General features: G+C 70.2%; 28 protein-coding genes and 1 riboswitch. Of the genes, 8 read left to right on the top strand and 20 right to left on the bottom strand.

Annotated features, from left to right (window positions below; genetic code table 11):
* Nucleotide 1 precedes the first annotated feature (1 nt).
* From thiC to thiE, 7 genes are all read right to left on the bottom strand, one after another.
* Nucleotides 2-1,687 carry a phosphomethylpyrimidine synthase ThiC gene (gene thiC, locus ACWZJV_RS21240; RefSeq protein ID WP_457178476.1) on the bottom strand — a complete coding sequence of 562 codons (1,686 nt, stop codon included), beginning with the start codon at nt 1,685-1,687 and terminating at the stop codon, nt 2-4.
* Nucleotides 1,684-2,493, bottom strand: coding sequence for a bifunctional hydroxymethylpyrimidine kinase/phosphomethylpyrimidine kinase (thiD, locus tag ACWZJV_RS21235; RefSeq protein ID WP_457178474.1), 810 nt, complete (start codon nt 2,491-2,493; stop codon nt 1,684-1,686). The genes thiC and thiD overlap by 4 nt, the downstream gene beginning before the upstream one ends.
* Nucleotides 2,490-3,122: a thiamine phosphate synthase gene (locus tag ACWZJV_RS21230; RefSeq protein ID WP_457178472.1), complete on the bottom strand. Its 633-nt coding sequence runs from the start codon at nt 3,120-3,122 to the stop codon at nt 2,490-2,492. The genes thiD and ACWZJV_RS21230 overlap by 4 nt, the downstream gene beginning before the upstream one ends.
* Nucleotides 3,119-3,883 (bottom strand): thiazole synthase, encoded by a 765-nt coding sequence (locus ACWZJV_RS21225; protein WP_457178470.1) that lies wholly within the window; start codon nt 3,881-3,883, stop codon nt 3,119-3,121. The genes ACWZJV_RS21230 and ACWZJV_RS21225 overlap by 4 nt, the downstream gene beginning before the upstream one ends.
* Nucleotides 3,880-4,068: a sulfur carrier protein ThiS gene (gene thiS / locus ACWZJV_RS21220; protein WP_008359007.1), complete on the bottom strand. Its 189-nt coding sequence runs from the start codon at nt 4,066-4,068 to the stop codon at nt 3,880-3,882. Before thiS ends, ACWZJV_RS21225 begins: the two co-directional genes overlap by 4 nt.
* Entirely contained in the window at nt 4,065-5,162 is a 1,098-nt protein-coding gene (locus ACWZJV_RS21215) for an FAD-dependent oxidoreductase (RefSeq protein ID WP_457178468.1), read from the bottom strand. The genes thiS and ACWZJV_RS21215 overlap by 4 nt, the downstream gene beginning before the upstream one ends.
* Complete coding sequence (gene thiE, locus ACWZJV_RS21210) at nt 5,162-5,767, bottom strand: thiamine phosphate synthase (RefSeq protein WP_457181971.1); 606 nt, start codon at nt 5,765-5,767, stop codon at nt 5,162-5,164. The genes ACWZJV_RS21215 and thiE overlap by 1 nt, the downstream gene beginning before the upstream one ends.
* Nucleotides 5,761-5,870, bottom strand: a riboswitch (TPP riboswitch). Its footprint overlaps the gene before it by 7 nt.
* A gap of 76 nt (nt 5,871-5,946) precedes the next feature.
* Between thiE and ACWZJV_RS21205 the strand changes: the two genes are divergently transcribed.
* Entirely contained in the window at nt 5,947-7,635 is a 1,689-nt protein-coding gene (locus tag ACWZJV_RS21205; protein WP_457178466.1) for a fumarate hydratase, read from the top strand.
* An 88-nt stretch (nt 7,636-7,723) separates the two neighbouring features.
* Nucleotides 7,724-8,023 (top strand): TFIIB-type zinc ribbon-containing protein, encoded by a 300-nt coding sequence (locus tag ACWZJV_RS21200; protein ID WP_457178464.1) that lies wholly within the window; start codon nt 7,724-7,726, stop codon nt 8,021-8,023.
* Nucleotides 8,024-8,055: 32 nt separating this feature from the next.
* Here ACWZJV_RS21200 and ACWZJV_RS21195 read toward each other — a convergent pair whose 3' ends face one another.
* The 7 genes from ACWZJV_RS21195 to ACWZJV_RS21165 all read right to left on the bottom strand — a co-directional run bounded on the left by ACWZJV_RS21195 (nt 8,056) and on the right by ACWZJV_RS21165 (nt 12,437).
* On the bottom strand, nt 8,056-8,283 hold the full coding sequence (locus ACWZJV_RS21195; protein WP_328532116.1) for a hypothetical protein: 228 nt from the start codon (nt 8,281-8,283) through the stop codon (nt 8,056-8,058).
* Complete coding sequence (locus ACWZJV_RS21190) at nt 8,280-8,846, bottom strand: GNAT family N-acetyltransferase (protein WP_457178461.1); 567 nt, start codon at nt 8,844-8,846, stop codon at nt 8,280-8,282. The genes ACWZJV_RS21195 and ACWZJV_RS21190 overlap by 4 nt, the downstream gene beginning before the upstream one ends.
* Before the next feature lie 138 nt (nt 8,847-8,984).
* Complete coding sequence (locus ACWZJV_RS21185) at nt 8,985-9,410, bottom strand: SPFH domain-containing protein (RefSeq protein ID WP_457181969.1); 426 nt, start codon at nt 9,408-9,410, stop codon at nt 8,985-8,987.
* A 109-nt stretch (nt 9,411-9,519) separates the two neighbouring features.
* Complete coding sequence (locus tag ACWZJV_RS21180; protein WP_008359018.1) at nt 9,520-10,548, bottom strand: SPFH domain-containing protein; 1,029 nt, start codon at nt 10,546-10,548, stop codon at nt 9,520-9,522.
* A 15-nt stretch (nt 10,549-10,563) separates the two neighbouring features.
* Nucleotides 10,564-11,010: an NfeD family protein gene (locus ACWZJV_RS21175; protein WP_008359020.1), complete on the bottom strand. Its 447-nt coding sequence runs from the start codon at nt 11,008-11,010 to the stop codon at nt 10,564-10,566.
* Nucleotides 11,011-11,070: 60 nt separating this feature from the next.
* Nucleotides 11,071-11,571 carry a DUF6328 family protein gene (locus tag ACWZJV_RS21170; protein ID WP_457178458.1) on the bottom strand — a complete coding sequence of 167 codons (501 nt, stop codon included), beginning with the start codon at nt 11,569-11,571 and terminating at the stop codon, nt 11,071-11,073.
* The gene (locus ACWZJV_RS21165; protein WP_040755297.1) at nt 11,571-12,437 is read right to left on the bottom strand and encodes a glucose 1-dehydrogenase; all 867 of its coding nucleotides are present in this window, start codon (nt 12,435-12,437) and stop codon (nt 11,571-11,573) included. Before ACWZJV_RS21165 ends, ACWZJV_RS21170 begins: the two co-directional genes overlap by 1 nt.
* Before the next feature lie 45 nt (nt 12,438-12,482).
* Between ACWZJV_RS21165 and ACWZJV_RS21160 the strand changes: the two genes are divergently transcribed.
* Together ACWZJV_RS21160 and ACWZJV_RS21155 are read left to right on the top strand one after the other, a co-directional pair.
* Entirely contained in the window at nt 12,483-13,145 is a 663-nt protein-coding gene (locus ACWZJV_RS21160) for a spermidine synthase (RefSeq protein ID WP_457181967.1), read from the top strand.
* Nucleotides 13,146-13,163: 18 nt separating this feature from the next.
* On the top strand, nt 13,164-14,552 hold the full coding sequence (locus ACWZJV_RS21155; protein WP_457178456.1) for a class II fumarate hydratase: 1,389 nt from the start codon (nt 13,164-13,166) through the stop codon (nt 14,550-14,552).
* Nucleotides 14,553-14,771: 219 nt separating this feature from the next.
* Here ACWZJV_RS21155 and ACWZJV_RS21150 read toward each other — a convergent pair whose 3' ends face one another.
* From ACWZJV_RS21150 to ACWZJV_RS21140, 3 genes are all read right to left on the bottom strand, one after another.
* Nucleotides 14,772-15,476: an aggregation-promoting factor C-terminal-like domain-containing protein gene (locus ACWZJV_RS21150; protein WP_196875155.1), complete on the bottom strand. Its 705-nt coding sequence runs from the start codon at nt 15,474-15,476 to the stop codon at nt 14,772-14,774.
* 196 nt (nt 15,477-15,672) lie between these two features.
* Nucleotides 15,673-17,064 carry a PhoH family protein gene (locus ACWZJV_RS21145; protein WP_008359032.1) on the bottom strand — a complete coding sequence of 464 codons (1,392 nt, stop codon included), beginning with the start codon at nt 17,062-17,064 and terminating at the stop codon, nt 15,673-15,675.
* 360 nt (nt 17,065-17,424) lie between these two features.
* A complete protein-coding gene (locus tag ACWZJV_RS21140) occupies nt 17,425-18,201 on the bottom strand; it encodes an isoprenyl transferase (RefSeq protein WP_008359034.1) in 777 nt (258 codons plus the stop codon).
* A 247-nt stretch (nt 18,202-18,448) separates the two neighbouring features.
* On the opposite strand from ACWZJV_RS21140, the gene trhA reads away from it, so the two are divergent.
* A complete protein-coding gene (trhA, locus tag ACWZJV_RS21135; RefSeq protein WP_196875157.1) occupies nt 18,449-19,189 on the top strand; it encodes a PAQR family membrane homeostasis protein TrhA in 741 nt (246 codons plus the stop codon).
* Here trhA and ACWZJV_RS21130 read toward each other — a convergent pair.
* Nucleotides 19,150-20,415, bottom strand: a complete 1,266-nt coding sequence (locus ACWZJV_RS21130; RefSeq protein ID WP_457178453.1) for an MFS transporter — start codon at nt 20,413-20,415, stop codon at nt 19,150-19,152. The two genes, trhA and ACWZJV_RS21130, sit on opposite strands and share 40 nt — an antisense overlap.
* Nucleotides 20,416-20,471: 56 nt before the next feature.
* Here ACWZJV_RS21130 and ACWZJV_RS21125 point away from each other — a divergent pair, with 56 nt between their 5' ends.
* Nucleotides 20,472-21,434 carry a DUF5937 family protein gene (locus tag ACWZJV_RS21125; protein ID WP_457178451.1) on the top strand — a complete coding sequence of 321 codons (963 nt, stop codon included), beginning with the start codon at nt 20,472-20,474 and terminating at the stop codon, nt 21,432-21,434.
* A 50-nt stretch (nt 21,435-21,484) separates the two neighbouring features.
* On the opposite strand, the gene ACWZJV_RS21120 is transcribed toward ACWZJV_RS21125, so the two are convergent.
* Nucleotides 21,485-22,984 carry an amino acid permease gene (locus ACWZJV_RS21120; RefSeq protein ID WP_457178449.1) on the bottom strand — a complete coding sequence of 500 codons (1,500 nt, stop codon included), beginning with the start codon at nt 22,982-22,984 and terminating at the stop codon, nt 21,485-21,487.
* 55 nt (nt 22,985-23,039) lie between these two features.
* Complete coding sequence (locus ACWZJV_RS21115; protein WP_457178448.1) at nt 23,040-24,710, bottom strand: tannase/feruloyl esterase family alpha/beta hydrolase; 1,671 nt, start codon at nt 24,708-24,710, stop codon at nt 23,040-23,042.
* Between the two features lie 178 nt (nt 24,711-24,888).
* On the opposite strand from ACWZJV_RS21115, the gene ACWZJV_RS21110 reads away from it, so the two are divergent.
* The gene (locus tag ACWZJV_RS21110; RefSeq protein ID WP_457178446.1) at nt 24,889-25,674 is read left to right on the top strand and encodes an ABC transporter ATP-binding protein; all 786 of its coding nucleotides are present in this window, start codon (nt 24,889-24,891) and stop codon (nt 25,672-25,674) included.
* Nucleotides 25,675-25,685: 11 nt separating this feature from the next.
* The gene (locus tag ACWZJV_RS21105; protein ID WP_040755299.1) at nt 25,686-26,378 is read left to right on the top strand and encodes an ABC transporter ATP-binding protein; all 693 of its coding nucleotides are present in this window, start codon (nt 25,686-25,688) and stop codon (nt 26,376-26,378) included.
* The last annotated feature ends 7 nt before the right edge of the window (nt 26,379-26,385 follow it).

Raw genomic sequence — 26,385 nt, 5'->3', positions numbered from 1 at the left:
CTCAGTCGGCGAGCGGGAGGTACACCCGGCTTCCCGCCGCCGCGAACTCCTTCGACTTCTCCATCATCCCGGCCTCGACCTCCTCGGGAGAGGCGCCGTCGCCGCCGAAGCGGTCGCGTACGTCCTGGCTGATCTTCATCGAGCAGAACTTCGGGCCGCACATCGAGCAGAAGTGGGCGGTCTTGGCGCCCTCCGCCGGCAGGGTCTCGTCGTGGAATGCCTCCGCGGTGACCGGGTCCAGGGAGAGCGCGAACTGGTCGCGCCAGCGGAACTCGAAGCGGGCCCGGGAGAGGGCGTCGTCGTGGTCACGGGCGCCAGGGTGGCCCTTGGCGATGTCGGCGGCGTGGGCGGCGAGCTTGTAGGTGATCACGCCGGTCTTCACGTCGTCCTTGTCGGGCAGGCCGAGGTGCTCCTTCGGGGTGACGTAGCAGAGCATCGCGGTGCCGTGCATCGCGATCGTGGCCGCGCCGATGGCACTCGTGATGTGGTCGTAGCCCGGTGCGATGTCGGTCGCGAGCGGGCCCAGCGTGTAGAACGGCGCGCCGTGGCACCACTCCTGCTGGAGGTCGACGTTCTCCTTCACGAGGTTGAGCGGCACGTGGCCGGGGCCTTCGACCATGACCTGGACGTCGTGCTCCCAGGCCCGCGTCGTGAGCTCGGCGAGGGTGCGCAGCTCGGAGAGCTGGGCCTCGTCGTTGGCGTCGGCGGTGCTGCCCGGACGGAGCCCGTCACCGAGGGAGAAGGCGACGTCGTACTGCTTGAAGATCTCGCACAGCTCGTCGTAGTGCGTGTAGAGGAAGTTCTCCTGGTGGTGGGCCAGGCACCAGCCGGCCATGATCGAACCGCCTCGGGACACGATGCCGGTGACGCGGTTGGCGGTGAGCGGGACGTAGCGGAGCAGGACGCCCGCGTGGATCGTCATGTAGTCGACGCCCTGCTCGGCCTGCTCGATGACGGTGTCGCGGAAGACCTCCCAGGTCAGCTTGTCGGCCTCGCCGTTGACCTTCTCCAGGGCCTGGTAGATCGGGACGGTGCCGATCGGGACGGGCGAGTTGCGCAGGATCCACTCGCGGGTGGTGTGGATGTCGTCGCCGGTGCTCAGGTCCATCACCGTGTCCGCGCCCCAGGTGATCGCGTGGGTGAGCTTGTCGACCTCCTCCGCGATGGAGGAGGTAACCGCGGAGTTGCCGATGTTGGCGTTGATCTTCACCAGGAACCGCTTGCCGATGATCATCGGCTCGGACTCGGGGTGGTTGACGTTGTTGGGGATGATCGCGCGACCGGCGGCCACCTCCTCGCGGACCAGCTCGGGGTCGCAGCTCTCCCGCACCGCGACGTAGGCCATCTCCTTGGTGACGATGCCCTTCCGTGCGTAGTGCATCTGGGTGATGTTCCTGCCCTTGCGCGGCTGGCGGCGCTCGCCCTGCCACTCCTGGCGGGCCGCGCCGCGGCGTACGGCTGCCTTGCCGTTGTCCAGCAGCTCGGTCCGGCGGCCGTCGTAGGCCTCGGTGTCGCCGCGCTCGTCGATCCACTCGTCGCGACGCGGCGGGAGGCCCTGCTCCGGCTGGGATCCCGGGCCCTCGGTGCAGTAGCGGTCGAAGGTCTCGCCGTTGGTCAGCGCGACCCGGGTCACCGGGACCTTCAGGTCACCGAGCTCGAGGCGGGTGTGGGCGGGGTGGACGGTCATGCTGTCTCCTTCGTGCTGGTCGGGCTGGGCTGATCTGTGAAGAGGTGGGCGATCGGGCCCCGGCCGCGGCCGAGGGTCCAGCGCCTGCTGATGGCGAGCTGCCGGGTGACGTACGCCGCGGCCTGCTCGGCGGCGTCGTGCAGCGGTGCGCCGTGGGCGAGGCGGGCGGCCAGGGCCGAGCTGTAGGTGCAGCCGGTGCCGTGGTCGTTGCTCGTGGGGACCGCGGGGTGCCTCAGCGGGATCGCGGACCTCCCGGGCTCGGCGAGCCAGTCGATGCACTCCCCGGTGGCGGCCGGGTCACCTCCGGTGACGATCACCGCCGGCTTCAGCCCGGCGAGCTCCTCGGCGAGCTCCTCGGGTGACCCGTCGCGTCCCGCCAGGGCCCGAGCCTCGTCGAGGTTGGGGGTGACGACGGTGGCGACGGGGAGCAGGTGGTCGAGGTAGGCGCGGCGTACGTCCTCACCACCGAGCACCGCTCCCGAGGTGGCGACGAGGACGGGGTCGACGACGAGCGGGCGGTCGGCGCACAGGCGCGCGACGAGCTCGACCGTCTCGGCGCTGCCGAGCATGCCGGTCTTCACGGCCGCGACGGGAAGGTCGTCGAAGACGGCGTGGAGCTGCGCCTCGACGGTCGCGAACGGGACGGCGTGGATGTCGCTGACCCCGGTCGTGTCCTGGGCGGTGACGGCGGTGATCACGCAGGCTCCGTGGACCCCGAGCGCGGCGAAGGTGGCCAGGTCGGCCGCCGTGCCCGCTGCTCCCCCGGAGTCGGTGCCCGCGACGGTGAGCGCGACCGGCGGGTTCATCGGGTCACCCCCGCGGCGAGGGCGGCGAGAAGGTCGCGCACGACCTGTCCCGGCTCGTCTGCTCGCATCACCGCGCCCATCACGGCGACCCCGTAGGCACCCCCGGCGACCGCGTCCGCGGCGTTGTCCGGGGTGATCCCGCCCAGTGCGTACGTCGGGAGCGACAGGTCGCCGAAGGCGCCCGGGCCGAGCGGCGGCCCGTAGCCGGGCTTGGACTCGGTCAGCGCATACGGGCTCAACATCGCATAGTCGAACCCCTCCTCAGCGGCGGTGGCGACCTCGGCGGGGCTGTGGCAGCTGCGGCCGAGGTGTAACACGCTGTTACACCGACTATCCGGTCGCTCCGATAGGGCGAGTAGTTCTACGAACGACGTGTTACAGCTCGCGGAAGCCGGGAGCTGCACCCCGACCGCCGCGGGCAGGGGGGTGTGGGCGGCGATGACGTTCAGGCCGAGCCCAGCGAGCAGCTCGGCCAGCTTTGCCCGATGCTCCAGGGGCTCGTCGAGCTCACGGAGTACGACGTGGGTCAGGCCCGCCTCGGCGCACGCTGCCATCGTCGCGAGCAGGCTGCGGCCGAGCGGCAGCTGGGAGCGGTCGGTGAGGACGAGCAGTCGCGGTAGCGCGGTCATGCGATCCGTCCTTCCATCGGCGAGGAGGCGCGGGCGACCGCCTGGCGCGGGATCCTGCCGGCGCCGCGGGCGGTGTGCCCGGCCTCGACTGCCAGGCGCAGCGCGCGGGCCATCGCGACCGGGTCGTCGGCGCGCGTGACCGCGGTGGCGGCGAGGACGGCGGAGCAGCCGAGCTCCATCGCCAGGGCCGCGTCCGAGGCGGTGCCGACCCCGGCGTCGAGCACCACCGGCACGTCGACGGCGGCCACGACGGCCTCGATGGCGTAGGGGTTGAGGATGCCGAGCCCCGACCCGATCGGCGAGCCGAGCGGCATCACCGCCGCACAGCCGGCGTCCTCGAGCCGGCGGGCGAGGACGGCGTCGTCGGTGGCGTACGGCAGGACCGTGAAGCCCTTGCGCACCAGCTGCTCGGCGGCCTCGACCAGCTCGACGGCATCGGGCATCAGCGAGGTCTCGTCGCCGATCACCTCCAGCTTCACCCAGTCGGTCTCCAGCGCCTCGCGGGCCAGCTCGGCGGTCAGCACCGCCTCGCGCGCCGAGAGGCAGCCGGCGGTGTTGGGCAGGATCGGCACGCCCGCGCTGCGAAGCGTCTCGAGCAGGCCTCCGGACGCCGTCGAGGACGTACGCCGCATCGACACCGTCACCAGACCCGGCTCGGCCGCGTCGATGACGTCCGGGAGCAGCGCCAGGTGGGGCAGGCCGCCGGTGCCGAGGAAGAGGCGCGAGGACAGCTCGCGGCCGGCGATCTTCAGCACGCTCATCCGCCCTGCACCGCCGTCACGATCTCGACGACGTCGCCGTCCCGGAGGCTGGTGGTCGCATGCTCGGCACGCGGCACGACCTCACCGTTGACCGCGATCGCGCTTCCCGCGCGCTCGTTCAGCAGGTCGACGATGCCTGCGCCGTCGGCGACCTCGGCCGGTTCGCCGTTGATCATCAGTCTCATCTGTCGGTCTCCTCGATGTTGCTTGACGGGCACTTCGTGGGCTTGTCGGGTGTTTCAGTGCCGGTCAAGCCCTGGGATCCCCGGTCGACCGGGGATCCCAGGAACCGGCGCGGATCCACCACGGGCTCCACCGCCCCGGTCTCGATGTGATCGGCGACCAGCCGCGCGACGAGCGGCGCGAGCAGGACCCCGTTGCGATAGGCGCCCGCGGCCAGCACGACCCCCGGCTCCTGGGTCGGGCCGACCAGCGGGAGGTTGTCGGCAGTCCCGGGGCGATCCCGCGAGGTCACCTCGACCACGCCGGCCCGGTCGAGTGCCGGCACCACCCGGCGGGCGGAGTCGAGCAGCCGCCAGACGCCCTCGACGGTCGGCAGCAGCGGCCCGTCGCGCTCCTCCGAGGTCGCCCCGATGACGACCTCGTCGCTGTCGGTCCGCGGCACCACGTAGACCTGCTCGCCGTGCACCCACGCCCGCACGGTCCGCTCCACCCGCTCCTGCGTCCGCACCCGCACCACGTCGCCGCGGACCGGGCGGATGAGGGAGGAGTACGGAGCGGGCAGCCGCGCGCCGGTCGCGACCACGGTCACCTCGGCGGCCTCCTCGGTCGGCTCGCGACCCACTCTGTCGCCGACCCGCGCGAGCAGCGCCGCGACGACGGCCCGCGGGTCGACGGAGTGGTCCTCGGCGAGGAAGGCGCCACCGGCGACCCGGCCGAGCCCGGGTTCGTAGCCGAGCAGATCCCTCCGCCCCAGCCGTTCGTAGGCGACCCCGGCGAGGTCGAGCACGGCGAGCTGCCGTTCGACCTGCTGGACGTCCCCGGCGTCGACACCGGCCAGCAGCGTCCCACGGGTGTGTACGGGCACCCCGAGCCTCGCGGCGAAGTCGGGCCACAGCGCCAGCGACGACAGGCACAGCCGGGTCAGCGACTCTTCTCCGTACCAGGCCTCGCCGGCCGGGCTGAGCATGCCGGCCGCGGCGTACGACGCCCCCGAGCCCGGAGACGGGTCGACCACCGTGACGTCGTGACCGCGACGGGTCAGCTCGTCGGCCACGGACAGTCCGACGATCCCGGCGCCGAGGATCCGCGCCCGCATCAGCCGACCGCTTTCACGAGCTCCTTCGCGGCCTGGAGTGGATCGGGTTGTCGCCAGAGCCCGCCGATCACGGCGACCCCATGGGCGCCGGCAGCGTGCACCGGCCCGGCGGACTCCGCCGAGATCCCGCCGATCGCGATCAGCGGGAGCACCCCGGCGGCGTCCGTGACGGCGGCGACGCCCAGCGGAGAGGGAAGCCCGGCCTTGGACGTGGTCGCGAAGACCGGCCCGAACCCGGCGTAGTCCGCGCCCGCCGCGGCAGCCGCCTCGACGGCGGCACGGTCCCGGCAGGTCGCGCCGATGACCAGCCCCGGAGCGACCGCGTCGGCGATCCGCCGGGCCTCGGCCACCGGCAGGTCGGAGGCGCCCAGGTGCACGCCGTCCGCACCGGCGGCGAGCGCCACGTCGAGCCGGTCGTCGACGACCACGCAGGCCTCGTACGTCCCGACCCGCTCGATCACGGCCGCCGTCAGCGCGAGCAGCTCACGGGTCGTCGCGGTCTTGTCGCGCACCTGGAAGCCGGTGACACCGACCTCCGCGAAGGCGGGCAGCAGCGCGAGATCATCGCGCGAGGAGACCAGAGCAAAAATATGTGGAAGAAGCACAACCAATCACTTCCTTCGCCGGCATGATCCGGATCAGGTGTAACGGTCGGAGCGGCTCCAGCTCCCTCTCAGCCCGCTGCCGCGGACTCCCGTGTGGACGTCTCCGACCATAGCGCGGATGTCTCGCGCGTGCAGCCTGATCTCAGACGGAGGCGCCCGGCGGCGTACGATTCGCTTCCGTGGCTGACGTTGAGTTCCGGTACTCCGACCTCCTCCCGACCGGCAAGGACGACACTCCTTACCGGCTGATCACCAGCGAGGGGGTGGAAGAGATCGAGGTCGACGGGCGCAAGTTCCTCAAGGTCGACCCCGAGGCGATCCGCCGGCTGACCGCCGAGGCGATGAAGGACATCAACCAGTACCTCCGCCCGGCCCACCTCAAGCAGCTCCGCAAGATCATCGACGACCCCGAGGCCTCCGGCAACGACCGCTTCGTCGCGCTCGACCTGCTCAAGAACGTGAACATCTCGGCCGGCGGGATCCTGCCGATGTGCCAGGACACCGGCACGGCGATCGTGATGGGCAAGAAGTCCGAGGGCGTGCTGACCGGCTCCGACGACGCCGAGACCGTCAGCCGCGGTGTCTTCGACGCCTACACCAAGCTCAACCTCCGCTACTCGCAGCTGGCTCCGCTGACGACGTACGAGGAGAAGAACACCGGCTCCAACCTGCCCGCGCAGGTCGAGATCTACTCGACCCCCGAGGGCGAGAACGGCCCGGAGTACAAGTTCCTCTTCATGGCCAAGGGCGGCGGCAGCGCCAACAAGTCGTTCCTGTTCCAGGAGACCAAGGCGATCCTCAACCCGGACAAGATCCTCACCTTCCTCGACGAGAAGATCCGCTCGCTGGGCACGGCCGCCTGCCCGCCGTACCACCTCGCCGTCGTCATCGGCGGGACCTCCGCGGAGTTCGCCCTCAAGACGGCCAAGTACGCCTCGGCCCACTACCTCGACAACCTCCCGACCGAGGGCTCGATGAGCGCCCACGGCTTCCGCGACACCGAGCTCGAGGAGAAGGTCTTCGAGCTGACCCAGTCCTTCGGGATCGGCGCCCAGTTCGGCGGCAAGTACTTCTGCCATGACGTACGCGTCGTCCGGCTCCCCCGCCACGGCGCCTCCTGCCCCGTGGCGATCGCGGTCTCCTGCTCCGCCGACCGCCAGGCGCTGGGCAAGATCACCCGCGACGGCGTCTTCCTCGAGCAGCTCGAGACCGACCCGGCGCAGTACATGCCGGACGCCGGGATGGCCGAGGAGATCTCCGCGGGCGAAGTGGTCGACATCGACCTCAACCAGCCGATGTCCGAGATCCTCGCGACGCTCTCCCAGCACCCGGTCAAGACCCGGCTCTCCCTGTCCGGCCCGATGGTGGTGGCCCGCGACATCGCGCACGCCAAGATCAAGGAGCGCCTCGACGCGGGCGAGGAGATGCCGGAGTACATGAAGAACCACCCGGTCTACTACGCCGGCCCGGCCAAGACTCCCGAGGGCATGGCGTCGGGCTCCTTCGGCCCGACGACCGCCGGCCGGATGGACTCCTACGTCGAGCAGTTCCAGGCCGCCGGCGGCTCCATGGTCATGCTCGCCAAGGGCAACCGTTCCAAGGTCGTCGCCGAGGCCTGCGGCACCTACGGCGGCTTCTACCTCGGCTCCATCGGCGGCCCGGCCGCGCGGCTCGCCCAGGACTGCATCAAGTCGGTCGAGGTGCTCGAGTACCCCGAGCTCGGCATGGAGGCGGTCTGGAAGATCGAGGTCGAGAACTTCCCCGCCTTCATCGTCGTCGACGGCGAGGGCAACGACTTCTTCACCGACCCCTCCGGCACCGCCACCGTCCCCCTCACCGGGATCAGGGTGCGGTCGAAGGAGCGCTGAGCGGACGCCCGCCGACGCTGAGCCTCGCCGAGGCGGGACGACCGGATAGGTTGATGGGCGCCGATCCCCGACGACGAGGAGACCCCCCATGCAGTGCCCCATCGACGGTGTCACCCTGGTGATGAGCGAGCGCCAAGGCATCGAGATCGACTACTGCCCGCAGTGCCGTGGCGTGTGGCTCGACCGCGGCGAGATCGACAAGATCATCGAGCGGTCCGTCGGCGCCCCGCAACCCGGTAGCTACCAGCAGCAGCCCCGCCAGGAGCAGCGCGACGATCGACGCTACGAGAAGCGGGAGTACGAGCGGCGGGACTACGACGACGACCACCGCTACGACAAGCGCCGCAGCCACCACCGCGAGTCCTGGTTGGGTGACCTCTTCGGCTGAGCCTGACCCAGCCCGGCCCGCCCGCAGAATCGCTAGACGTCGTTGTCGCGGCGGTTCTCGGGCGGCGCCTCGCTCGGTCCGGACCCCTTCGTGTCCGGGCTTCCAGACTCGGACTCGGGGTAACCCGCCGTCGAGTCCGCGGGCGCGATCGGAGTGTCGCCCTCGTCCTCGTCGAGGCGCTGGGTCTCGGAGACCTGCCCGGACTCGTCGGTGTACTCGGGGTCGTCGGGCCCCTCTGCTGGTAGCTGCTCGTGGCTCATGCCCCTGCGGTACCCCGTTGCCGGGCGAACCACTCCCGCCGGAGCAGCCCGAAGACCCACGAGTCCGAGACGTCGCCGTTCACGACGCAGTCCTCCCTCAGCGTCCCCTCCAGCTTGAACCCGAGCTTCTCCAGCACCCGGGCCGAGGCGGCGTTGCGAGTGTCGGCCTCCGCCTGGACCCGGTTGAGGTCGAGCGCGTCGAAGGCCCAGGTCAGCACGGCACCGGCGGCCTCGGTCGCATAGCCGTGACCCCAGGCCGCCTCGCCGAGGCAGTAGCCGAGCGAGGCGCTGCGGAACTCCGGGTTCCACGAGTTGAAGGTGCACCAGCCGAGGAACACGGAGTCCCGTTCGATGACCACCCGCACGCCGACCCCCTCCTCCGCCATCTCCTGAGATCTGGCGATGAACTGCCCGGCGCGGGCCCGATCGGTCCACGGCGGTGAGTCCCAGTAGCGCAGTACGTAGGCGTCGCTCTGCAACGCGAAGAGGTCATCCGCATCAGCGTCGGTGAACGGCCGCAGCCGCAACCGTGTCGTGACGAGCGTGGGAGTGGGCAGCGACATGGCCCGATGCTGTCAACCCGTGACCGCCCGCCGCATCAGGTTTTTCGAGTCACCGATGCCCGACAGCCCGACCAGTCGGCGTGCCCGTTGCGCGAGGGCACCAGCCGCCTTCGCCGCGAGGTGCCTCGAGGGTCGCGGTCATCGGCCAGGAGCGCCCGGGGCGCCGAGGTCGGTGACCGCGACGCGCTTGACGACGATGCCCCAGTCCTCGCGCGAGCGGCGGGTGGCGTCATAGGCGACATCCGTCAGGCGCTGGGTGGAGTTGAGGAACTCGTCCTGGTCGACGATTCCGGCGAACTCTCGCAGCGCCTCGCGGACAGCGCGTTCGAGCTGCTGCTGGGTGTTGTCGACGCGGTAGGCGATCGACGGGTCCTCGAACTCGAAGTAGATGTTCAGAGCCGCCTCGCACACGTAGTGATCGCGGCAGACGAGCGGTTCCCGCATCGACAGCACCTGCTCGCGCATGTCGAACCGAGCAACGACCGGTCCAGCAGCGGCACGATGGCGTTGAGGCCCGGCCTCAGCGTCGTCCGGTACCGGCCGCGGCGCTCGACCACGAAGCAGGTCGCCGCCGGGACGATCCTGACACTCATCAGCATCCCGACGACCACCACGACAACGAGCAGCACGACCACGAGACCCGGCGACATGCCGGTCAGGCTACCGACGTACGTCAGCCGACGATGCGATCGGCGCGGGCCGACTCCTCCTTGGCCTCCTCGACGGCCTTGACGGCCTCGTCGTGAGCCTCGCGCTGGGCCTGCTCGATGGCGTTGCGCGGGGTGGGCAGCGGTGGCGTACGTCGTTCCTCGCCGTTGCCGTTCCCGGTGGCCTTGGAGGCGGTGTCCGCGAAGGCCCCCGTGACCGTACGCATCGCCTCGGTGAGCTCGCCGGGGATGACCCAGAACGAGTTGCCGTGCGAGGCGAGCGAGGGCAGCATCTCGAGGTACTTGTAGGCCAGGACCTTGGCGTCGGCGTCGTTGGCGTGGACCGCCTGGAAGACCCGCTCGAGCGCCTTGGCCTCACCGTCGGCCTCGAGCACGCGGGCCTGCTGGTGGCCCTCGGCCTCCAGGATCGAGCGCTGCCGGGTGCCCTCGGCCTCGAGGATCAGCGAGGCCCGCTTGCCCTCGGCGTGCAGGATCGCGGCACGCTTGTCACGCTCGGCGCGCATCTGCTTCTCCATCGCCTCCTTGATCGAGGCCGGCGGGTCGATCGCCTTGATCTCGACCCGGTTGACCCGGATCCCCCACTTCCCGGTGGCGTCGTCGAGCACCTCGCGCAGCCGTGCGTTGATCGTCTCGCGCGAGGTCAGGGTGCGCTCCAGGTCCATCGACCCGATCAGGTTGCGCAGCGTGGTGACGGTGAGCTGGTCGATCGCCTGCAGGTAGTTCGCCACCTCGTAGGCAGCCGCCCGCGGGTCGGTGATCTGGTAGTAGAGCACCGTGTCGATGTTGACCACCAGGTTGTCCTCGGTGATCACCGGCCGCGGGTTGGAGGAGTAGACCGTCTCGCGCACGTCCAGCTTGGTGTTGACCCGGTCCACCAGCGGGATCACGAAGTTGAGCCCCGGTTGCAGCGTGACCCGGTAGCGCCCGAACCGCTCGATGTTGTAGCGGCGGGCCTGCGGCACGATCCGCACCGTCGAGGCGACTCCCCCGACCACCAGCCCGATCAGGACCAGCACAATCAGCAGAAGTTCCATGTCGTACGTCCTCCTCTAGGGCGACAGCGACAACGGGTCCCGCGGATGCACGAGCGCCGTCGCGCCTTCGATCTCGAGCACGTCGACCCGGCATCCGACCGGGATGACGAGGTCCTCGTCGTAGGGCCGGGCGGTCCAGTCCTCGCCGGCGAGCCGCACCAGGCCGTGGGCGAAGCTGACCTCCGCCAGGACGACCGCCTGACGGCCGACCAGGGCGTCGGTGCCGTCCCGCACCGGCGGCGGCAGCGCCATGTGACGGCGTGCGACGGGCCGTACCAGCAGCACGCTGCCACCGCCGGCGAGCGCGAAGACGAGCATCTGCACCAGCACCGGGGCGCCCAAGGCGGCGCTCCCGGCGGCAAGCAGCGCCCCGCCGGCGACGAAAGCGAACGCCAGCGTCATCGTGAACGCCTCGGCAAGTCCCAGCAGCACCGCGACGATGATCCAGAAGATCGACCACATAAGCCCACCCGACTCGGTTCCCATCCAGCGTACTCCCGCTGTGGGGGTCATCACACCGGGTCAGTGGGAGTTGTTTCGTCCGTTCAGGAGCGGCAGTCCCGCCCACAGCGAGATGAACAGGACGAGCACGGCCGCCGCGGCCACGAGCGCGGCTTCGAGCGAGACGACGACGTCGAAGACGAGCAGCACCACCAGCGCCGAGACGATCGCGAAGCCGACCAGCCCGGCCCGCGCGCAGATGTGCGAGGCCGTGACCAGCCAGGGGCGCTGCCGGCGCCGGAACAGCATCCGGTGGAAGGAGACCGGGGCGATGATGAGACTGGTGGTGATGACCGAGCCGACCAGCACGACGAGATAGATCGTCTGCTGGTGGTCGTTGAGGTCGGGGAAGCGTGGCGAGAACGGCACCGTCAGCAGGAAGCCGGTCAGGATCTGCACCCCGGTCTGCAGCACCCGCAGCTCCTGGAGGAGCTCGTTCCAGTTGCGGGTGATCCGCTGCTCCGGTCCCTCGTCCGGACCACCGCCGTCGATCTCGTTGCCCTGGTAGCTGCTCGTGGCCATCAGAACACCGGCCGTCCCCCAGTCACCCCGAGGACGGTTCCGGACACGTAGGACGCTTCGGTCGGCGAGGCCAGGAAGACGAACGCCGGGGCGACCTCGGCCGGCTGGCCCGCGCGACCCAGCGGCGTGTTGGCCCCGAACTTCTCCACCTTCTCCGGAGCCTGCGTCGCCGGCTGCAGCGGGGTCCAGATCGGCCCGGGCGCCACCGCGTTCACCCGGACCCCGTCGGGCCCGAGCTCGGCGGCGAGGTTGACGGTGAAGTTGTTGATCGCGGCCTTCGTCGCGGCGTAGTCGAGCAGGCTGGTCGAGGGTTCGTACGCCTGGATGGAGGCGTTGTTGATGACGCAGCCGCTGCTCTTCTTCAGGTGCGGCACGGCCGCCCTGGTCAGCCAGAGCAGGGCGTACAGGTTGGTCTTGAACGTCCGGTCGATCCGCTCGTCGTCCATGTCCGTCAGACCCTTGTCGCGGGCGAACTGGTAACCGGCGTTGTTCACCAGGATGTCCAGGCCGCCGAGCTCCTGCACGGTGCGCTCGACGACCTCGTCGCACGCCTCGCGCTCACGCAGGTCGATCGGTATCGCCAGCGGCGTACGTCCGGCCTCCTCCACCAGCTTCGAGGTCTCCTGCGCGTCGGGCTCCTCCTCGGGGAGGTAGGTGAAGGCCACGTCGGCACCCTCGCGGGCGTACGCGATCGCGACCGCGCGACCGATGCCGGAGTCGCCTCCGGTGATCAGGGCGACCTTGCCCTCGAGGCGGCCGTGGCCCTGGTAGCTCGACTCGCCGTGGTCGGGCACCGGCTCCATCTCGCCGGTGAGCCCGGGAGGCTCCTGCTGCTGGGCGGGGAACTGGGTGTTGTCATCGCTCATGGCAGGGCCGGTACCCACATCGGACACAATGGAGCCGTGAGCGGGATGGAATCGGTGATCGCAGACGGGGGCCTGGTCCTGAAACACCGGGCGGACGGCCACCTGGAGCTGCGGGCCAACGGGATCTTCGTGATGGACACCCGGGAGACCTCGACCGAGAAGGCGCTCGCGACGCGCGCGCTCGGGCTGCACCCGCAGCCACGGCACGTGCTCATCGGCGGCCTCGGGCTCGGGTTCACCCTCGAGGCGGTGCTGGCCGACCCGCGGGTCGAGGCCGTCACGGTCGTCGAGATCGAGCCGCGCCTGGTCGAGTGGATGCGCGCCGGCCGGATCCCCCACGGCCCCGGGCTGCTGGCCGACGAGCGCGTCCACGTCGAGGTCGCCGATGTGGCCGTGGTCCTGCGGGAGAGCCGGCCCGAGACGTACGACGTGGTGCTGCTGGACGTCGACAACGGGCCGGGCTACCTGGTGCACGACGCCAACGGGGCGCTCTACGAGGCGCCCGCGCTCGCCGATGCGCGGCGGGCCACCACCCCGGGTGGCAGTGTGGTGGTGTGGTCGGCGGCGGAGGCTCCGGCGCTGCTGGGGGTCATGGCGCAGGTCTTCGACGACGCCGAGGCGCTCTCCTATCCCGTCGACCTGCAGGGGCACTCGGAGACGTACTGGCTCTATGTGGGCACGGTCTCGCAAGGGAATGGCACCAACTAGTCAAAGGTTGAACCAGACATGGACGACATGAGCTTTCGCATCGAGCACGACTCCATGGGTGAGGTCCGGGTCCCGAAGGACGCGCTGTGGCGCGCCCAGACCCAGCGGGCCGTGGAGAACTTCCCCATCTCGGGCACTCCGATCGAGCCGGCGCTGATCCATGCGATCGGCCATGTGAAGGCCGCCGCCGCCAAGGCCAACCTCGACCTCGGCGTGCTCCCCCGCGACAAGGCCGCGGCGATCATCGCGGCCGCGGGCGAGGTCTCCGAGGGCCGGCACGACGACGCGTTCCCGATCGACGTCTTCCAGACCGGCTCCGGCACCTCGTCGAACATGAACGCCAACGAGGTGATCGCGTCGCTGGTAGCCAGGGCCGGAGGCGACGTACACCCCAACGACCACGTCAACGCCTCCCAGTCCTCCAACGACACCTTCCCCACCGCGATCCACGTCGCCGCCGCCGTCGCCGTCACCGAGCAGCTGCTGCCCGCGATCGACGTGCTGGCCACTTCGCTCGAGGCGAAGGCCACCGAGTTCTCCGGCCTGGTGAAGTCGGGGCGTACCCACCTGATGGACGCGACGCCGGTCACCCTCGGCCAGGAGTTCGGAGGGTACGCAGCCACCATCCGCTACGCGGCCGAGCGGCTCGAGGCCGTGCTCCCGAGGGTTCGGGAGCTGGCGCTCGGCGGCACCGCGGTCGGGACCGGCATCAACACGCCCGCCGGCTTCCCGCAGGCCGTGATCGCCGAGCTGTCCGACCGCACCGGCCAGCCGTTCACCGAGGCCCGCAACCACTTCGAGGCCCAGGGCACCCGCGACTCGCTGGTCGAGCTCTCCGGCGTCCTGAAGACTCTCGCGGTCGGTCTGATCAAGATCAACAACGACCTGCGCTGGATGTCCTCTGGCCCGACCACCGGGCTGGCCGAGATCCACCTGCCCGACCTGCAGCCGGGCTCCTCGATCATGCCCGGCAAGGTGAACCCGGTCGTCCCGGAGGCCACCTTGATGGTGGCGTTCCAGGTGATCGGCAACGACGCCGCCGTGACCGCCGCTGGCGCGTCGGGTGCCTTCGAGCTCAACGTCGCGATGCCGGTGATGGCCCGCAACATCCTGGAGTCGATCCGCCTGCTCTCGACCTCGATGACCGTCCTGGCCGAGCGCACCGTCGACGGGATCGTGCCGATCCCCGAGCGCCTCCGCGCCTACGCCGAGTCCTCTCCCTCGATCGTCACGCCGCTCAACAAGTACATCGGCTACGAGGCCGCCGCCAAGGTCGCCAAGCAGGCCCTCGCCGAGGGCGCCACGATCAAGGACACCGTCATCAAGCTCGGCTACGTCGCCGACGGCACGATCACCGAGGAAGACCTCGACAAGGCCCTCGACGTGGAGTCCATGACCCACCCCTGATCAAACACCGCCGAGAATGTAGTTGTGGGCGACGAAACATGAGTTTCGTCGCCCACAACTGACGATTCGGCCGCCGGCTGGCACGGTCGGCCACAAGCCAGCGCCGAAGCGCCCCTCGTCTGGACGGAGCGGAGCGAGGAGCGCCAGCGACGAGCGCAGCGGAGGAAGACGAGGGTCAAGCGAAGGTGCTGCGCGAATTGCGAAGCAATCGCAAAAAGCTCAGTACCAGCCGACGGACTGGGAGTGGCTCCAGGCGCCGCACGGGGAGCCGTAGCGGTCGTTGATGTAGCCGAGGCCCCACTCGATCTGGGTGGCGGGGTTGGTCTCCCAGTCGTCTCCGGCCGAGGCCATCTTGGAGCCCGGGAGGGCCTGCGGGATGCCGTAGGCGCTGGAGGAGGGGTTGGCGGCGGTCGGGTTCCAGCCCGACTCCTTCTCCCACAGCGGCTCGAGGCAGGAGAACTGGTCCATGCCCCAGCCGAAGTCGCCGAGCATCGACTTCGCGATGTCCTTGGGGTTGCGGAGATCGATCTCGATCTCCTCGACGCCGGCGATGGCGCGGACCTCGTTGCCGGCCGACAGCGCGGCCTGCTTGCCCGGGTCGGCGACCTCGCGGCGGTCACCGGCCGAACGCGACAGCGTCGTCTCGCTGCCGCGGGCGGCGGACTCGGCCTCGATCGCGGCGCGCTGGGCGTCGGTCAGCTCGGGGATGCCGGCTGCCTCACCCGCGCTCAGCGTCGGGTCGTCGGTGGCGGGGCCGGTGTAGGCCACCCCACCGGCGACTGCGGCGCCGGTCCCGCCGAGGGCGAGGACGGAGAGGAGGAGGGTTGTCTTGGCGGTCGTACGCGCAGCCTTGTGCGGAACGTCGACAAGCGGATTCGCTGGCGCACCGCGATGTCGCGGGGCACGATGAACAGGCTTGGTCACGGGCTCTCATTCGGGGGCTGAGGCATTACAGACCCGCAAACAATGCATGAGCACCGAGCCCGTATCAAACCGGACGCACCGTTTGTAGGTCAGAAATGACCGTCCTGAGCATCACTTTCGTAACATGAGTCACAGGAATCACAACGGCCCCAGACCTCACCGGTCTGGGGCCGTTGACGTGACAATGATTACGGCGTCACGGGACGACGTTCTCCAGCATCTCGGTGACGAGCGCCGCGATCGGCGACCGCTCGGAGCGGGTGAGGGTCACGTGCGAGAAGAGCGGGTGGCCCTTCAGCTTCTCGATCACCGCGACGACACCGTCGTGACGGCCGACCCGGAGGTTGTCGCGCTGGGCGACGTCGTGGGTGAGCACGACCTTCGAGTTGGCACCGATCCGGGAGAGCACCGTGAGGAGCACGTTGCGCTCCAGCGACTGCGCCTCGTCGACGATGACGAACGAGTCGTGCAGCGACCGGCCGCGGATGTGGGTCAGCGGCAGCACCTCCAGCATGCCGCGGTCGATGATCTCGTCGATCACGTCCTGCGTGGTCACCGCGGAGAGGGTGTCGAAGACCGCCTGGCCCCACGGCGACATCTTCTCGTTCTCGGTGCCGGGCAGGTAGCCCAGCTCCTGGCCGCCGACGGCGAACAGCGGACGGAAGATGACCACCTTCTTGTGCTGGTTGCGCTCCATCACCGCCTCGAGACCCGCGCAGAGGGCGAGCGCGGACTTCCCGGTGCCGGCCCGGCCACCGAGGGAGACGATGCCGACCTCGGGGTCCAGCAGCATCTCGAGGGCGATCCGCTGCTCCGCGGAGCGGCCGTGGATCCCGAAGACCTCTCGGTCACCGCGGACGAGGTGGACCTGCTTGTCCGAGCCGACCCGGCCCAGCGCGGTGCCCCGGTCCGACATCAGCACCAGGCCGGTGTGGCAGGGCAGGTCGCGGGCCGCGTCGAGGTCGAGCACCCCGTCGTCGTAGAGCTCGTCGAGGTCAGCGGCGGTGACGTCCAGCTCGGCCATCCCCGAGTAGCCGGGGTCGGAGTCGTTGATCCGCTCGCCGCGGTAGTCCTCGGCCTTGAGCCCGACCGCGGACGCCTTGATCCGCATCGGCAGGTCCTTGGAGACCAGGGTGACGTCGAGCCCGTCGCCCTGGAGGTTGCGTGCGACCGCGAGGATCCGGGTGTCGTTGTCCCCGAGCCGGAATCCGCTCGGCAGCGAGGACGGGTCGGTGTGGTTGAGCTCGACACGGATCGTGCCGCCCTCCTCGCCGACCGGGACCGCCGTGTCGAGGCGTCCGTGGGTGACCCGCAGCCCGTCAAGCTGCCGGAGCGCGGAGCGGGCGAAGTAGCCCAGCTCCGGGTGGTGCCGCTTCCCCTCCAGCTCGGTGATCACCACCACCGGGAGCACGACCTGGTGCTCGGCGAAGCGCGTCATGGCCTTCGGATCCGAGAGCAGGACGCTGGTGTCGAGAACGAACGTCCGCGGGTGCGGTGACTCGCTCTCCGGAGAAGACTCCGACGCCGGTGTCGGAGCGGCCGACGTGTCGGCCTCGGTGACATGCTCGTTCGTGGTTCGGTTGGCCACGCGGATCACCTCTCGCGACCGGCTCATACACCCATGAGTCCGGCCATTTCATCGTCAATCAGATGGACCGGACGGTGGACCGTCAGTCGGGGTGCCGACCGCCTCACACCCGTCAGGATCGATGTGATCCTGACGCAGGTTCGGTTCGTGACTACTCACGTAACGGGCCTCCAGGTGCGACGGGAATTTGTTCCCCGCCGTTGGTACAACGCTACGACGCCGCACCAACGGTCCGTGGCAACACGAACGATTTTTCTTTGTGAACACCTGGTGACACCACCGGTTTGTTCCATCCAGCGGTCAGCGCTGAGCGTCCCTCGAAGCGCTCGCGAACTGCGAAGCAATCGCAGACGATTCAGGTCACCTGCCGAGGCGACGCTCCCGGTGGGCGTAGGCGCGCAGGGCCCGCAGGAAGTCGGTACGCCGGAAGTCGGGCCAGTAGGCCTCGCAGAAGTAGAACTCCGACTTCGCGCTCTGCCAGAGCAGGAACCCGCCCAGGCGCTGCTCCCCCGACGTACGGATCACCAGGTCGGGGTCGGGCTGGCCCTTGGTGTAGAGGTGGTCGGCGATGTGCTCGACGTCGATGATCTGGGCGAGCTCCTCCAGCGAGGTGCCGCGGCTGGCGTGCTCGTTGAGGAGGGCGCGTACGGCATCAGCGATCTCGCGGCGGCCGCCGTAGCCGACGGCGACGTTGACCAGCATCCCGTCGACGTCGCGGGTCGCCTCCTCGGCGGCCTTGAGCCGGTGGGCGAGCCAGTCGGGCAGCAGGTCCAGCGCACCGACCGGGTGCAGCCGCCAGCGGCGTTCGTCGGCCAGCGAGTCGACCGCGTCGGCGATGATCTCGAGGAGCGGGGCGAGCTCCTCGGCGGGCCGGTTGAGGTTGTCGGTGGAGAGCAGCCACAGGGTGACCACCTCGATGCCGATCTCGTCGCACCAGGTCAGCAGCGGCTCGATGTTGGCCGCGCCGGCACGGTGGCCGTGGGCGGTCGACTGGCCGACCTCCTTGGCCCAGCGGCGGTTGCCGTCGAGCATCACCCCGACGTGCTTGGGAAGCTTGGAGACGTCGAGCTTGCGCAGCATCCGCGCCTCGTAGGCGGGATACAGAATTCGACGTACGCCGTCCTTCCAGTCTGCCACGGGAGAAGGGTATCGGCGCACGAGATCGCGCGGGTAGCGGCACCTGCTGCGCGCCGCGATACGGGCGCGCTGGCTGCGTTGTCACCTCTCGACGGTGCAACCAGACCGCCTTCGAGGCTCCGCCTTGCCAGCACACCCGTCTCGCGACGCTCGCGACGGCGCCGCCACCCGCGCGATCCCGGCCGAACATCACCCAGCGGGACGGGATTCACCGGATCTTCAGGGTCGACCGATAACCTAACGCTTCATGAGTGAGATGACGGACGCGATGCGCCTCAAGGTCGGCACGATCACCGACTCGGTCTCCTCGACCGTTCACGAGGCCCTCCCCAAGCTGCGCGGCTGGATCCACCTGGCCAGCGCACCGCTCACCCTCGCCGCCGGGATCGTGCTGATCGTGCTCGCTCCGTCGGGCGCGCCACGTCTCGGCGCGGCGGTGTTCACGATGGCCGCGCTGCTGCTCTTCACGGTCTCCGCCGTCTACCACCGCGGCAACGCGATGGGTAAGTGGAGCGCCCGCGCCCACACCATCCTGAAGCGCTGGGACCACGCCAACATCATGCTGATGATCGCGGGCTCCTACACCCCGTTCTCGCTGCTGCTCCTCGAGGGCACCACCCAGATCGTGCTGCTGTCGGTGGTCTGGACCGGCGCGATCCTGGGTGTCTTCTTCCGGGTGTTCTGGCCCGAGGCCCCCCGCTGGCTGTACGTCCCGAACTACATCGCGCTCGGCTGGGCCGCGATCTTCTTCATCCCGTCCTTCTTCTCCGGCGCCGTCGCCCTCGGCGTCGGCATCGGTATCGCCACCTTCACGCTGATCTGCGTAGGCGGCGCGCTCTACACCGCCGGCGGCGTGATCTACGGCTTCAAGCGGCCCAACCCGTGGCCGCAGTGGTTCGGCTTCCACGAGGTCTTCCACACCTTCACGATCCTGGCGTTCATCGTCCACTACACCGGCGTCTCGCTGGCGACGTACTCGCTGCGCTGAGGCACGCCCGGGGCGCGCGCCGCGGCGGCGTGCCGGGCGAGCACGGCGGTGAGGACGCCGGTGACGGCGAAGAGCGCACCGAGCGCCATCCACCCGCCGGTGCCGTGGTCGATCGCGGTGGCGGTCACGACCAGCGGCGCGAGCATGTGGGCGAGCGCGTAGCCCATCTGGCTCACGCCCTGGTACGCACCGGCCCGCTGCTGGTCGGCCAGCTCGAAGGCCAGCCCCCAGCTGCCCGCCTCGCCGCGGGTCTCGGCGGCCGAGGACGCGAGCGCGGCCGACAGCAGGAGCGCGGTGGCGACCACGGGGCCGGCGTAGGCCGCCGCGGCGAAGAGGACGCAGGCCGCCAGCAGCAGGAAGCCGGCACCGCGCACGGCCCGCCCGGCCGTGGCGATGTCGTGGGTGCCGCGCGAGGCTCGCACCTGGAAGAGCGCCACGTAGACGGTGTTCACCACGAGGAGCAGCGAGACCAGGACGGTCGGGGCGTCGGTGTGGTCGGCCACCCACAGCGGCACCCCGATCGAGGTCACCCCGAAGTGGATCGCCATCACCCCGCTGAGCACGGTCGCGGTCACGTAGGTGCGGTCGCGCAGCGGCGAGGGTCCCTTGGCCACCGTCGGGCCGGAGCCGGCGTCCATCGTCTCGCCCAGCCCGGCGACCCGGCGCCTGAGCCCGACGAGCGGCACCGCCGCGAGCGTGGTGAGCGCCCCGACGAGCACCATCGTGGCGCGGTAGGCCGCCCCGGTGTCCACGGCAAGCGCCACCGCTGCGAGCAGCGTCCCGACCCCGATCATCACGTTCATCACCACCCGCAGCCGGGCGCGTACGGCCACCCGCTCGGGACCGTCGAACCAGCGCGCGACCAGCGTCGACTGCGCGCTCGACTGGAAGCCCCGAGAGGCCGAGACCCAGGTCGCGACCAGCACGAACGCGACCACGTCCCGCGCCAGGGCGTAGGCCAGCAGAGCGATCCCGTAGCTCGTCATCGCCACCAGCTGGACCCGGTCGGCGCCCCACCGGTCGCTGAGCCGCCCACCTGCGTACGTGGCCACGACGCCGACCGCGCCGGCGACGGTCAGGCCGACACCGACGGTCACCGCCGAGAGCCCGATCGTGCGGGTGAAGTAGAGCGCGCTGACGGCGAAGAACATCCCGCGGGCGAGCGAGAGGGCGGCGACGGCGCCGACGAGCGGGCGCTCGACCGGGTCGCTGGGAGGTCGGATCATGAGGCAGTTCTCGCACCTGGCGACCGTGGAACGTTAACGATGTAGCGTATTGCTTCATGATCAGGTACGAGCTGGCCGGCCCCGACCTGAGCGAGGTCAGGTTCGCCATCTCGCCGCTCAACGAGCTCACCCTCTCGCTGCGCGCGCTGCGCGACCCCGGCCGCTTCCCGCTCCACCTGCCCTGGCTCCGCTCGGTCGGCACCGCCGACCTGGACCGCGAGACCCTGCTCGCCCTGACCAACGACCGGCTCTGGACGCCGGACTTCCTCAACCCACGACCGCGCACGCCGCTCGCCCGGCTCGAGGACGAGCTCGAGGTCGTCGCGGCGACACCGCCGGACCGCGTACGTGCCGACCTCGCCGCCGTGCACTTCGACGACGGTCCGCCGGCCGTCCTCGGCGGGAACCCTCAGGAGGTGCTGAGCCGCGTCCTCACCGCGCTCCGCGGCTACTGGGACGCCTGCTTCGAGCCGCACTGGCAGCGGATGCGCGCGGTGCTGGAGGCCGACATCGTCTACCGCGGGCGCACGATCGTCCACTCCGGCATGGCCGCGATGTTCGCCGACATCTCGCCCCGGGTCTCCCTGGCCGACGACATCCTCTCGATCCGGCTCACCACCTCGAAGGTCGACTACCGGCGTACGACCGCGGGGGTCGGGCTCACCGTGGTCCCCACCCTGTTCACCCGCAACCCGTCGACCCCGATCTCGCCGCAGGAGCCGCCGGTCATGTTCTACCCCGCGCGCGGCCTCGGCACCCTCTGGACGACCGACCGGCCGCAGGCGCCGCGGGCGCTGCGCGACCTCATCGGCGAGACCCGCTCCGGGCTGCTCACCCTGCTGGAGGCCCCGGCGTCCTCGACCGAGCTGGCCGTACGTCTCGGGGTCACCACCACGGCCGTCAACCAGCACCTGCGGGCGATGCGCGCGGCCGGCCTGCTGACCTCGGCCCGGCACGGCCGGTCGGTCCTCTACCTGCGCTCCGACCTCGGCGATCGCCTTCTGGACGCGGTGAGCTGAGAAGGGGCGCGCGGCCACCGGCCGCGCGCCCCTTCCTGGGTGGCAGAGCGTCACATGTGCAGGGGCTCGACGGCCTTGTCGTCGCCGCCCTTGCCGACGCGCGAGTTGCGGTAGCCGTAGACGAAGTAGATCGCGAAGCCGATCGCCATCCAGATCAGGAACCGCAGCCAGGTCTCGACGCTCAGGTTGAGCGTCAGGTAGATGCAGATCAGCGCGGCCACGATCGGCAGCACCGGGTTGAACGGCACCTTGAAGGCGCGCGGCAGGTCCGGGCGACGCTTGCGCAGGATCGGCACGGCGATCGAGACCAGCGCGAACGCGGTCAGGGTGCCGATGTTGACCATCTCCTCGAGCTTGCCGATCGGGGTGAAGGTGGCCACGATCGCGACGAAGACGCCGACGGTGAGGGTGATCCGGACCGGCGTGCCGGTCTTCGGGTTGACGTGGGCGAACTTCACCGGGAACAGACCGTCGCGGCTCATCGCGAAGATGACCCGGATCGCGCCGATCATCAGCGTCATCACGACGGTGGTCAGACCGGCGACGGCGCCTGCCGAGATCAGGGTCGCGAAGCCGCCGCGGCCGACGTCACGGAACGCGGTGGCGAGGGCCGCCTCGGGGTCGATCTGATCGTACTTCACCATGCCGGTGATGACCAGGGCGACCGCGACGTAGAGGATCGTGCAGATCACCAGCGAGCCGATGATGCCGCGGGGCAGGTCGCGCTGGGGGTTGTTGGCCTCCTCCGCGGTCGTGGCGACCACGTCGAAGCCGATGTAGGCGAAGAAGACGACCGAGGCGGCCGAGATGATGCCGAGGACACCGAAGGTCTGCGGCTCGAGACCGAAGGCCCACTGGATCAGCGGCTGGTGGATGCCCTCGCCGCTGACGGAGCCGGCGCGCTCGGGGACGAACGGGTCGTAGTTGGAGCCGGAGATGTAGAACATGCCGGCGACGATGACGAACAGGACGATGAACAGCTTGACGGCGACGAGCGCGAGGTTGACCCGCAGCGACTCCTTGATGCCGATCGCGATCAGTCCGACCAGGACGATCACGAGCACCAGCGCGGCCAGGTTGGGCTGGCCGAACTCGGCGTTGGCGTCAGGGCCGTAGCCCTCGGGCCAGCCGAGGCCGATCTCCTCCAGGAACGTCACCAGGTAGCTGCTCCAGCCCTGCGCGACCACGGACGCACCGAGGACCATCTCCAGGATCAGGTCCCAGCCGATGATCCAGGCGAGCATCTCGCCGAGGGTGGCGTAGGAGAAGGTGTAGGCCGACCCCGAGACCGGCACGCTGGAGGCGAACTCGGCGTAGCACAGCGCCGCCAGACCACAGCAGATCGCGGCGATGACGAAGGAGAACACCACACCCGGACCGGCGTACTGGGCCGCGGCCCGACCGGTCAGGGTGAAGATTCCCGCTCCGATGATGACGCCGATCCCGAAGACGGTCAGGTCGACGGCGGTCAGCCGTCTCTTGAGCTTGAAATCAGGGTGGTCGGCATCGGCGAGAGATTGTTCGATGGACTTGGTTCGCCAAACAGACATGAGGGATAGGAAACCATCTCGACTGATGGACTGGGTAGGTCGGGGGTGTAGTCCGTCACATGCCGCACCGGAAGCTGCTCGCCTCGGAGACGGGTCCCCCGACGTACGCAGGCCAGGTCGGCCACTCGCACAAGGGCCGGGTGCGGTTGGCCCCGACGTTGCCGTCGGCGACCACCTGATGCCTGTCCGGAGCGACGCCGTCCTCGGCCCACTTCTGCAGCGCCGTGAGGGAGTCGTACGAGGCGGAGAACGCGACCGGGGCGAAGTTGGCGTGGTTGGCGCCGGACACCAGGTAGAAGCGCGAGAACTCCTCGGTGGCCCGCTTGCCCATCACCCGCTGGACCCGCTGGTAGTAGTCGATCGTGGAGCGGTGGCTGACCAGCTCGTCGGCGGCACCGTGGACCAGGATCAGCCTGCCGCCGGAGCGGGCGAAGGGGCGTAGGTCGACGTCGTTGACGTCCTGGAGCGCGGTCAGCTCGCTGATCCGGCGCTGCCACTCCCCCGGGGCGGCCGGGTCGATCGCGAAGGGGCTGATCTGAGGGTCGCGGGCGATGAAGTACTTGGCCCACTGGTTCCAGAACTGCATGCCGTAGCCCGCGGTGACGGGCATCGGGTCGGCCGGTGCGGTGGTGCCGAAGCCGAGGATCGGGGTGGACATCCGCGCCCCCGACAGCACCGGGAACCCGGGGTAGCCCCACTCGCCGCTGGCCACCCGGTAGGGCAGCCGCCAGCTGCTGTCGGCGGCCACGACCGCGTCGATCTGCTCGCGGGAGAGGCAGGTGGCGCCGGGCGTCTCGCCCTCTCCGCACAGCAGGGTCTCCGGGTCGAAGTCACAGCCGGCCTCGTCGGAGACGACGCCGTCCGCGAGCCCGTCGCCACCGTCGCACGCGGCGAGGACCCGCTGCGCGACCAGGTCCTGCTGGACCTTCGACGGGAACGCACCCGGCTTGGCGAACTCGTGGGTGATCCGGCCGAAGAAGAGGTCGAGGGTGGCGGCGTTCCAGGCGGGGTAGGCCGAGATCACGCCGTCGAAGTCGCGCGGCCAGCGCTGCGCGACGGCGAGGGCCTCGCGCCCACCGGTCGAGCCGCCGGCGAAGTAGGTCGTGCCGGGCCCGCGGCCGAACGCCTTCGTGATGACGAACCGGGCGGTGTCGTGCACCTTCTTGAGCGCGTCGCCGGAGAAGTTGCGCAGCGCCTCGTCGTTCTGGCCGAACCAGCCGTCCAGGCTGGCGATCGGGTGGCGGGTGGTGTCGGCCTGGTGGCCGGAGTCGCTGGCGTAGGTCGCGTAGCCGCGCCCGAGCGGGGTGCGCTGGTCGACCGGGCCGAAGGGCACGTTCTGGGCGAGGTTGGGGACGGTGCCGTTGTAGCCGCCACCCCCGAACATCATCGACCTGCCGTTCCAGCCCTCCGGCAGCGCCAGCCCCATCCGGATGTCGGGTGCTGCCGGGTCGACCGGATGGATCGCGATGTCGGCGCGGCAGTAGGCCGGGATCGCGGTCGGGCCGGTTCCGGAGGCCGGCATCGAGGTCGTCGCGGTCACCTCCGCCCCGGTGGTCGGCAGGCCGATGCGGTGCGCGGGGATCCTCAGCCCGGCGAGCGCCGAGCAGTCGGTGGTGCTCGCCGACGGTGCGGCGCTCGCGGGCACCTGGCCGGCGACCAGGGCCGCGGCGGCGAGAGCCAGCGACGAGCCGAAGGTCAGGAATCTGCGTACGAGGGTGCGGGGCATGGCTCAAGGATCGCGACGCGGTGTGACGTGCGCCATGTGGACTGCGCACACAACTGCGCGGCCGGAGATGTGGCCGGGCCTCGACGGGTCGGCATGGTTCCACGCCACACAACAGACCCGCTCAGTGTGTCCCGAACCCCTATGGCGTACGTCTCACCACTTCCCTAGCGTCGCCCCTGTGACGAGCACCACACCAATCCAGGACCGGGCCCCGGAAATGGCATTGCGGACCGAGGGCCTCACCAAGGACTTCCGCGGCTTCCGTGCGGTCAGCTCTGTCGACCTCGAGGTCGCCGAGGGCACCGTACACGCGCTCGTCGGCCCCAACGGCGCCGGCAAGACGACCCTGTTCAACCTGCTGACCGGGTTCCTCAAGCCGACCAGCGGGCGGATCAGGGTCTTCGGTGACGACGTCACCGGGATGGCACCGGAGCGGATCACCCGGCACGGGGTGGCCCGCTCCTTCCAGATCACCAGCCTCTTCGAGAACCTCACCCCGCGCGAGCACGTCGAGATCGCGCTCCAGGGGCTCACCAACCAGGGCCTGCGGTTCTGGCGCTCGGAGAAGCTGCTGGGCCGGCGCCGCGAGGAGGTCGACCGGCTGCTGGCCGAGGTCGGCCTGACCGAGCTCGCCGACAGGCCGACCGGCCTGATGGCGTACGGCCAGAAGCGGGCGCTCGAGCTCGCGCTCGTGCTCGCCGTCGAGCCCCGGCTGCTCCTGCTCGACGAGCCGACGGCGGGGATGGGCATCGAGGACGTCGACCGCACCATCGAGCTCGTCCGGCGCATCGCCGCCGGCCGCACGGTCGTCTTCGTCGACCACAACATGCACGTCGTCGCCCACCTCGCCGACCGGGTCACCGTCCTGCAGCAGGGCTCGGTGCTCGCCGAGGGGCCCTACGACGAGGTGCGCGCCGACCCGCGCGTCATCACCGCCTACCTCGGGGAGGCCCACAGTGCTTGATGGAGGTCCCTGTGCTTGAGACAGAGAATCTGAGTGCCTGGTACGGCGAGGCGCAGGCGCTGCGCGAGGCCACCCTGAGCGTGGCCGAGGGCGAGGTGGTCACCCTGGTCGGCCGCAACGGCGCCGGCAAGACCACCCTGGTCCGCTGCCTGATGGGCCTGCACAAGCACCTGACCGGATCGATCCGGCTCGACGGTCGCGACATCACCACGCTGCCGGCGCACAAGCGTGCCCGCGCCGGGCTCGGCTGGGTGCAGGACGACCGCGGCATCTTCGCCAACCTGAGCGTGGAGGAGAACCTGCTGCTGCCGCCCCGCGTCTCGGAGTCGGCGTGGACGCTGGAGCAGGTCTACGACGCCTTCCCGGCCCTCGGCAGCCGCCGCCGGGCCGGCGGGACGACGCTCTCGGGCGGCGAGCAGCAGATGCTCGCCGTCGCCCGTGTGCTCCGCACCGGCGCCCGGGTGCTCCTGCTCGACGAGCCCTCCGAGGGGCTCGCGCCCGTCATCGTCGCCCAGATCGGCGACATCGTGCGGACCGCGAAGCAGTCCGGGATCGGCGTGCTCCTGATCGAGCAGAACGTACGTTTCGCCGCCACCGTCGCCGACCGCCACTACCTGCTCGCCCAGGGCCGCCTGGTCGAGAGCCTCGACAACGACGAGTTCGTCGAACGTCAGGACGAACTGCTCGAACACCTCGGGATCTGACGTACCG

Source organism: Nocardioides sp. WG-D5, assembly GCF_054031175.1.
The sequence above is the reverse complement of the archived record's forward strand: the minus strand, read 5'-3'. Positions and strand labels throughout refer to the sequence as shown.

What these genes read in the sequence shown, in the direction of transcription:
- thiC (WP_457178476.1), bottom strand. Translation starts at nt 1,687, where the DNA reads ATGACCGTCCACCCCGCCCACACCCGCCTCGAGCTCGGTGACCTGAAG.
- thiD (WP_457178474.1), bottom strand. Translation starts at nt 2,493, where the DNA reads ATGAACCCGCCGGTCGCGCTCACCGTCGCGGGCACCGACTCCGGGGGA.
- ACWZJV_RS21230 (WP_457178472.1), bottom strand. Translation starts at nt 3,122, where the DNA reads ATGACCGCGCTACCGCGACTGCTCGTCCTCACCGACCGCTCCCAGCTG.
- ACWZJV_RS21225 (WP_457178470.1), bottom strand. Translation starts at nt 3,883, where the DNA reads ATGAGCGTGCTGAAGATCGCCGGCCGCGAGCTGTCCTCGCGCCTCTTC.
- thiS (WP_008359007.1), bottom strand. Translation starts at nt 4,068, where the DNA reads ATGAGACTGATGATCAACGGCGAACCGGCCGAGGTCGCCGACGGCGCA.
- ACWZJV_RS21215 (WP_457178468.1), bottom strand. Translation starts at nt 5,162, where the DNA reads ATGCGGGCGCGGATCCTCGGCGCCGGGATCGTCGGACTGTCCGTGGCC.
- ACWZJV_RS21200 (WP_457178464.1), top strand. Translation starts at nt 7,724, where the DNA reads ATGCAGTGCCCCATCGACGGTGTCACCCTGGTGATGAGCGAGCGCCAA.
- ACWZJV_RS21195 (WP_328532116.1), bottom strand. Translation starts at nt 8,283, where the DNA reads ATGAGCCACGAGCAGCTACCAGCAGAGGGGCCCGACGACCCCGAGTAC.
- ACWZJV_RS21190 (WP_457178461.1), bottom strand. Translation starts at nt 8,846, where the DNA reads ATGTCGCTGCCCACTCCCACGCTCGTCACGACACGGTTGCGGCTGCGG.
- ACWZJV_RS21180 (WP_008359018.1), bottom strand. Translation starts at nt 10,548, where the DNA reads ATGGAACTTCTGCTGATTGTGCTGGTCCTGATCGGGCTGGTGGTCGGG.
- ACWZJV_RS21175 (WP_008359020.1), bottom strand. Translation starts at nt 11,010, where the DNA reads ATGTGGTCGATCTTCTGGATCATCGTCGCGGTGCTGCTGGGACTTGCC.
- ACWZJV_RS21170 (WP_457178458.1), bottom strand. Translation starts at nt 11,571, where the DNA reads ATGGCCACGAGCAGCTACCAGGGCAACGAGATCGACGGCGGTGGTCCG.
- ACWZJV_RS21165 (WP_040755297.1), bottom strand. Translation starts at nt 12,437, where the DNA reads ATGAGCGATGACAACACCCAGTTCCCCGCCCAGCAGCAGGAGCCTCCC.
- ACWZJV_RS21160 (WP_457181967.1), top strand. Translation starts at nt 12,483, where the DNA reads ATGGAATCGGTGATCGCAGACGGGGGCCTGGTCCTGAAACACCGGGCG.
- ACWZJV_RS21155 (WP_457178456.1), top strand. Translation starts at nt 13,164, where the DNA reads ATGGACGACATGAGCTTTCGCATCGAGCACGACTCCATGGGTGAGGTC.
- trhA (WP_196875157.1), top strand. Translation starts at nt 18,449, where the DNA reads ATGAGTGAGATGACGGACGCGATGCGCCTCAAGGTCGGCACGATCACC.
- ACWZJV_RS21130 (WP_457178453.1), bottom strand. Translation starts at nt 20,415, where the DNA reads ATGATCCGACCTCCCAGCGACCCGGTCGAGCGCCCGCTCGTCGGCGCC.
- ACWZJV_RS21125 (WP_457178451.1), top strand. Translation starts at nt 20,472, where the DNA reads ATGATCAGGTACGAGCTGGCCGGCCCCGACCTGAGCGAGGTCAGGTTC.
- ACWZJV_RS21120 (WP_457178449.1), bottom strand. Translation starts at nt 22,984, where the DNA reads ATGTCTGTTTGGCGAACCAAGTCCATCGAACAATCTCTCGCCGATGCC.
- ACWZJV_RS21115 (WP_457178448.1), bottom strand. Translation starts at nt 24,710, where the DNA reads ATGCCCCGCACCCTCGTACGCAGATTCCTGACCTTCGGCTCGTCGCTG.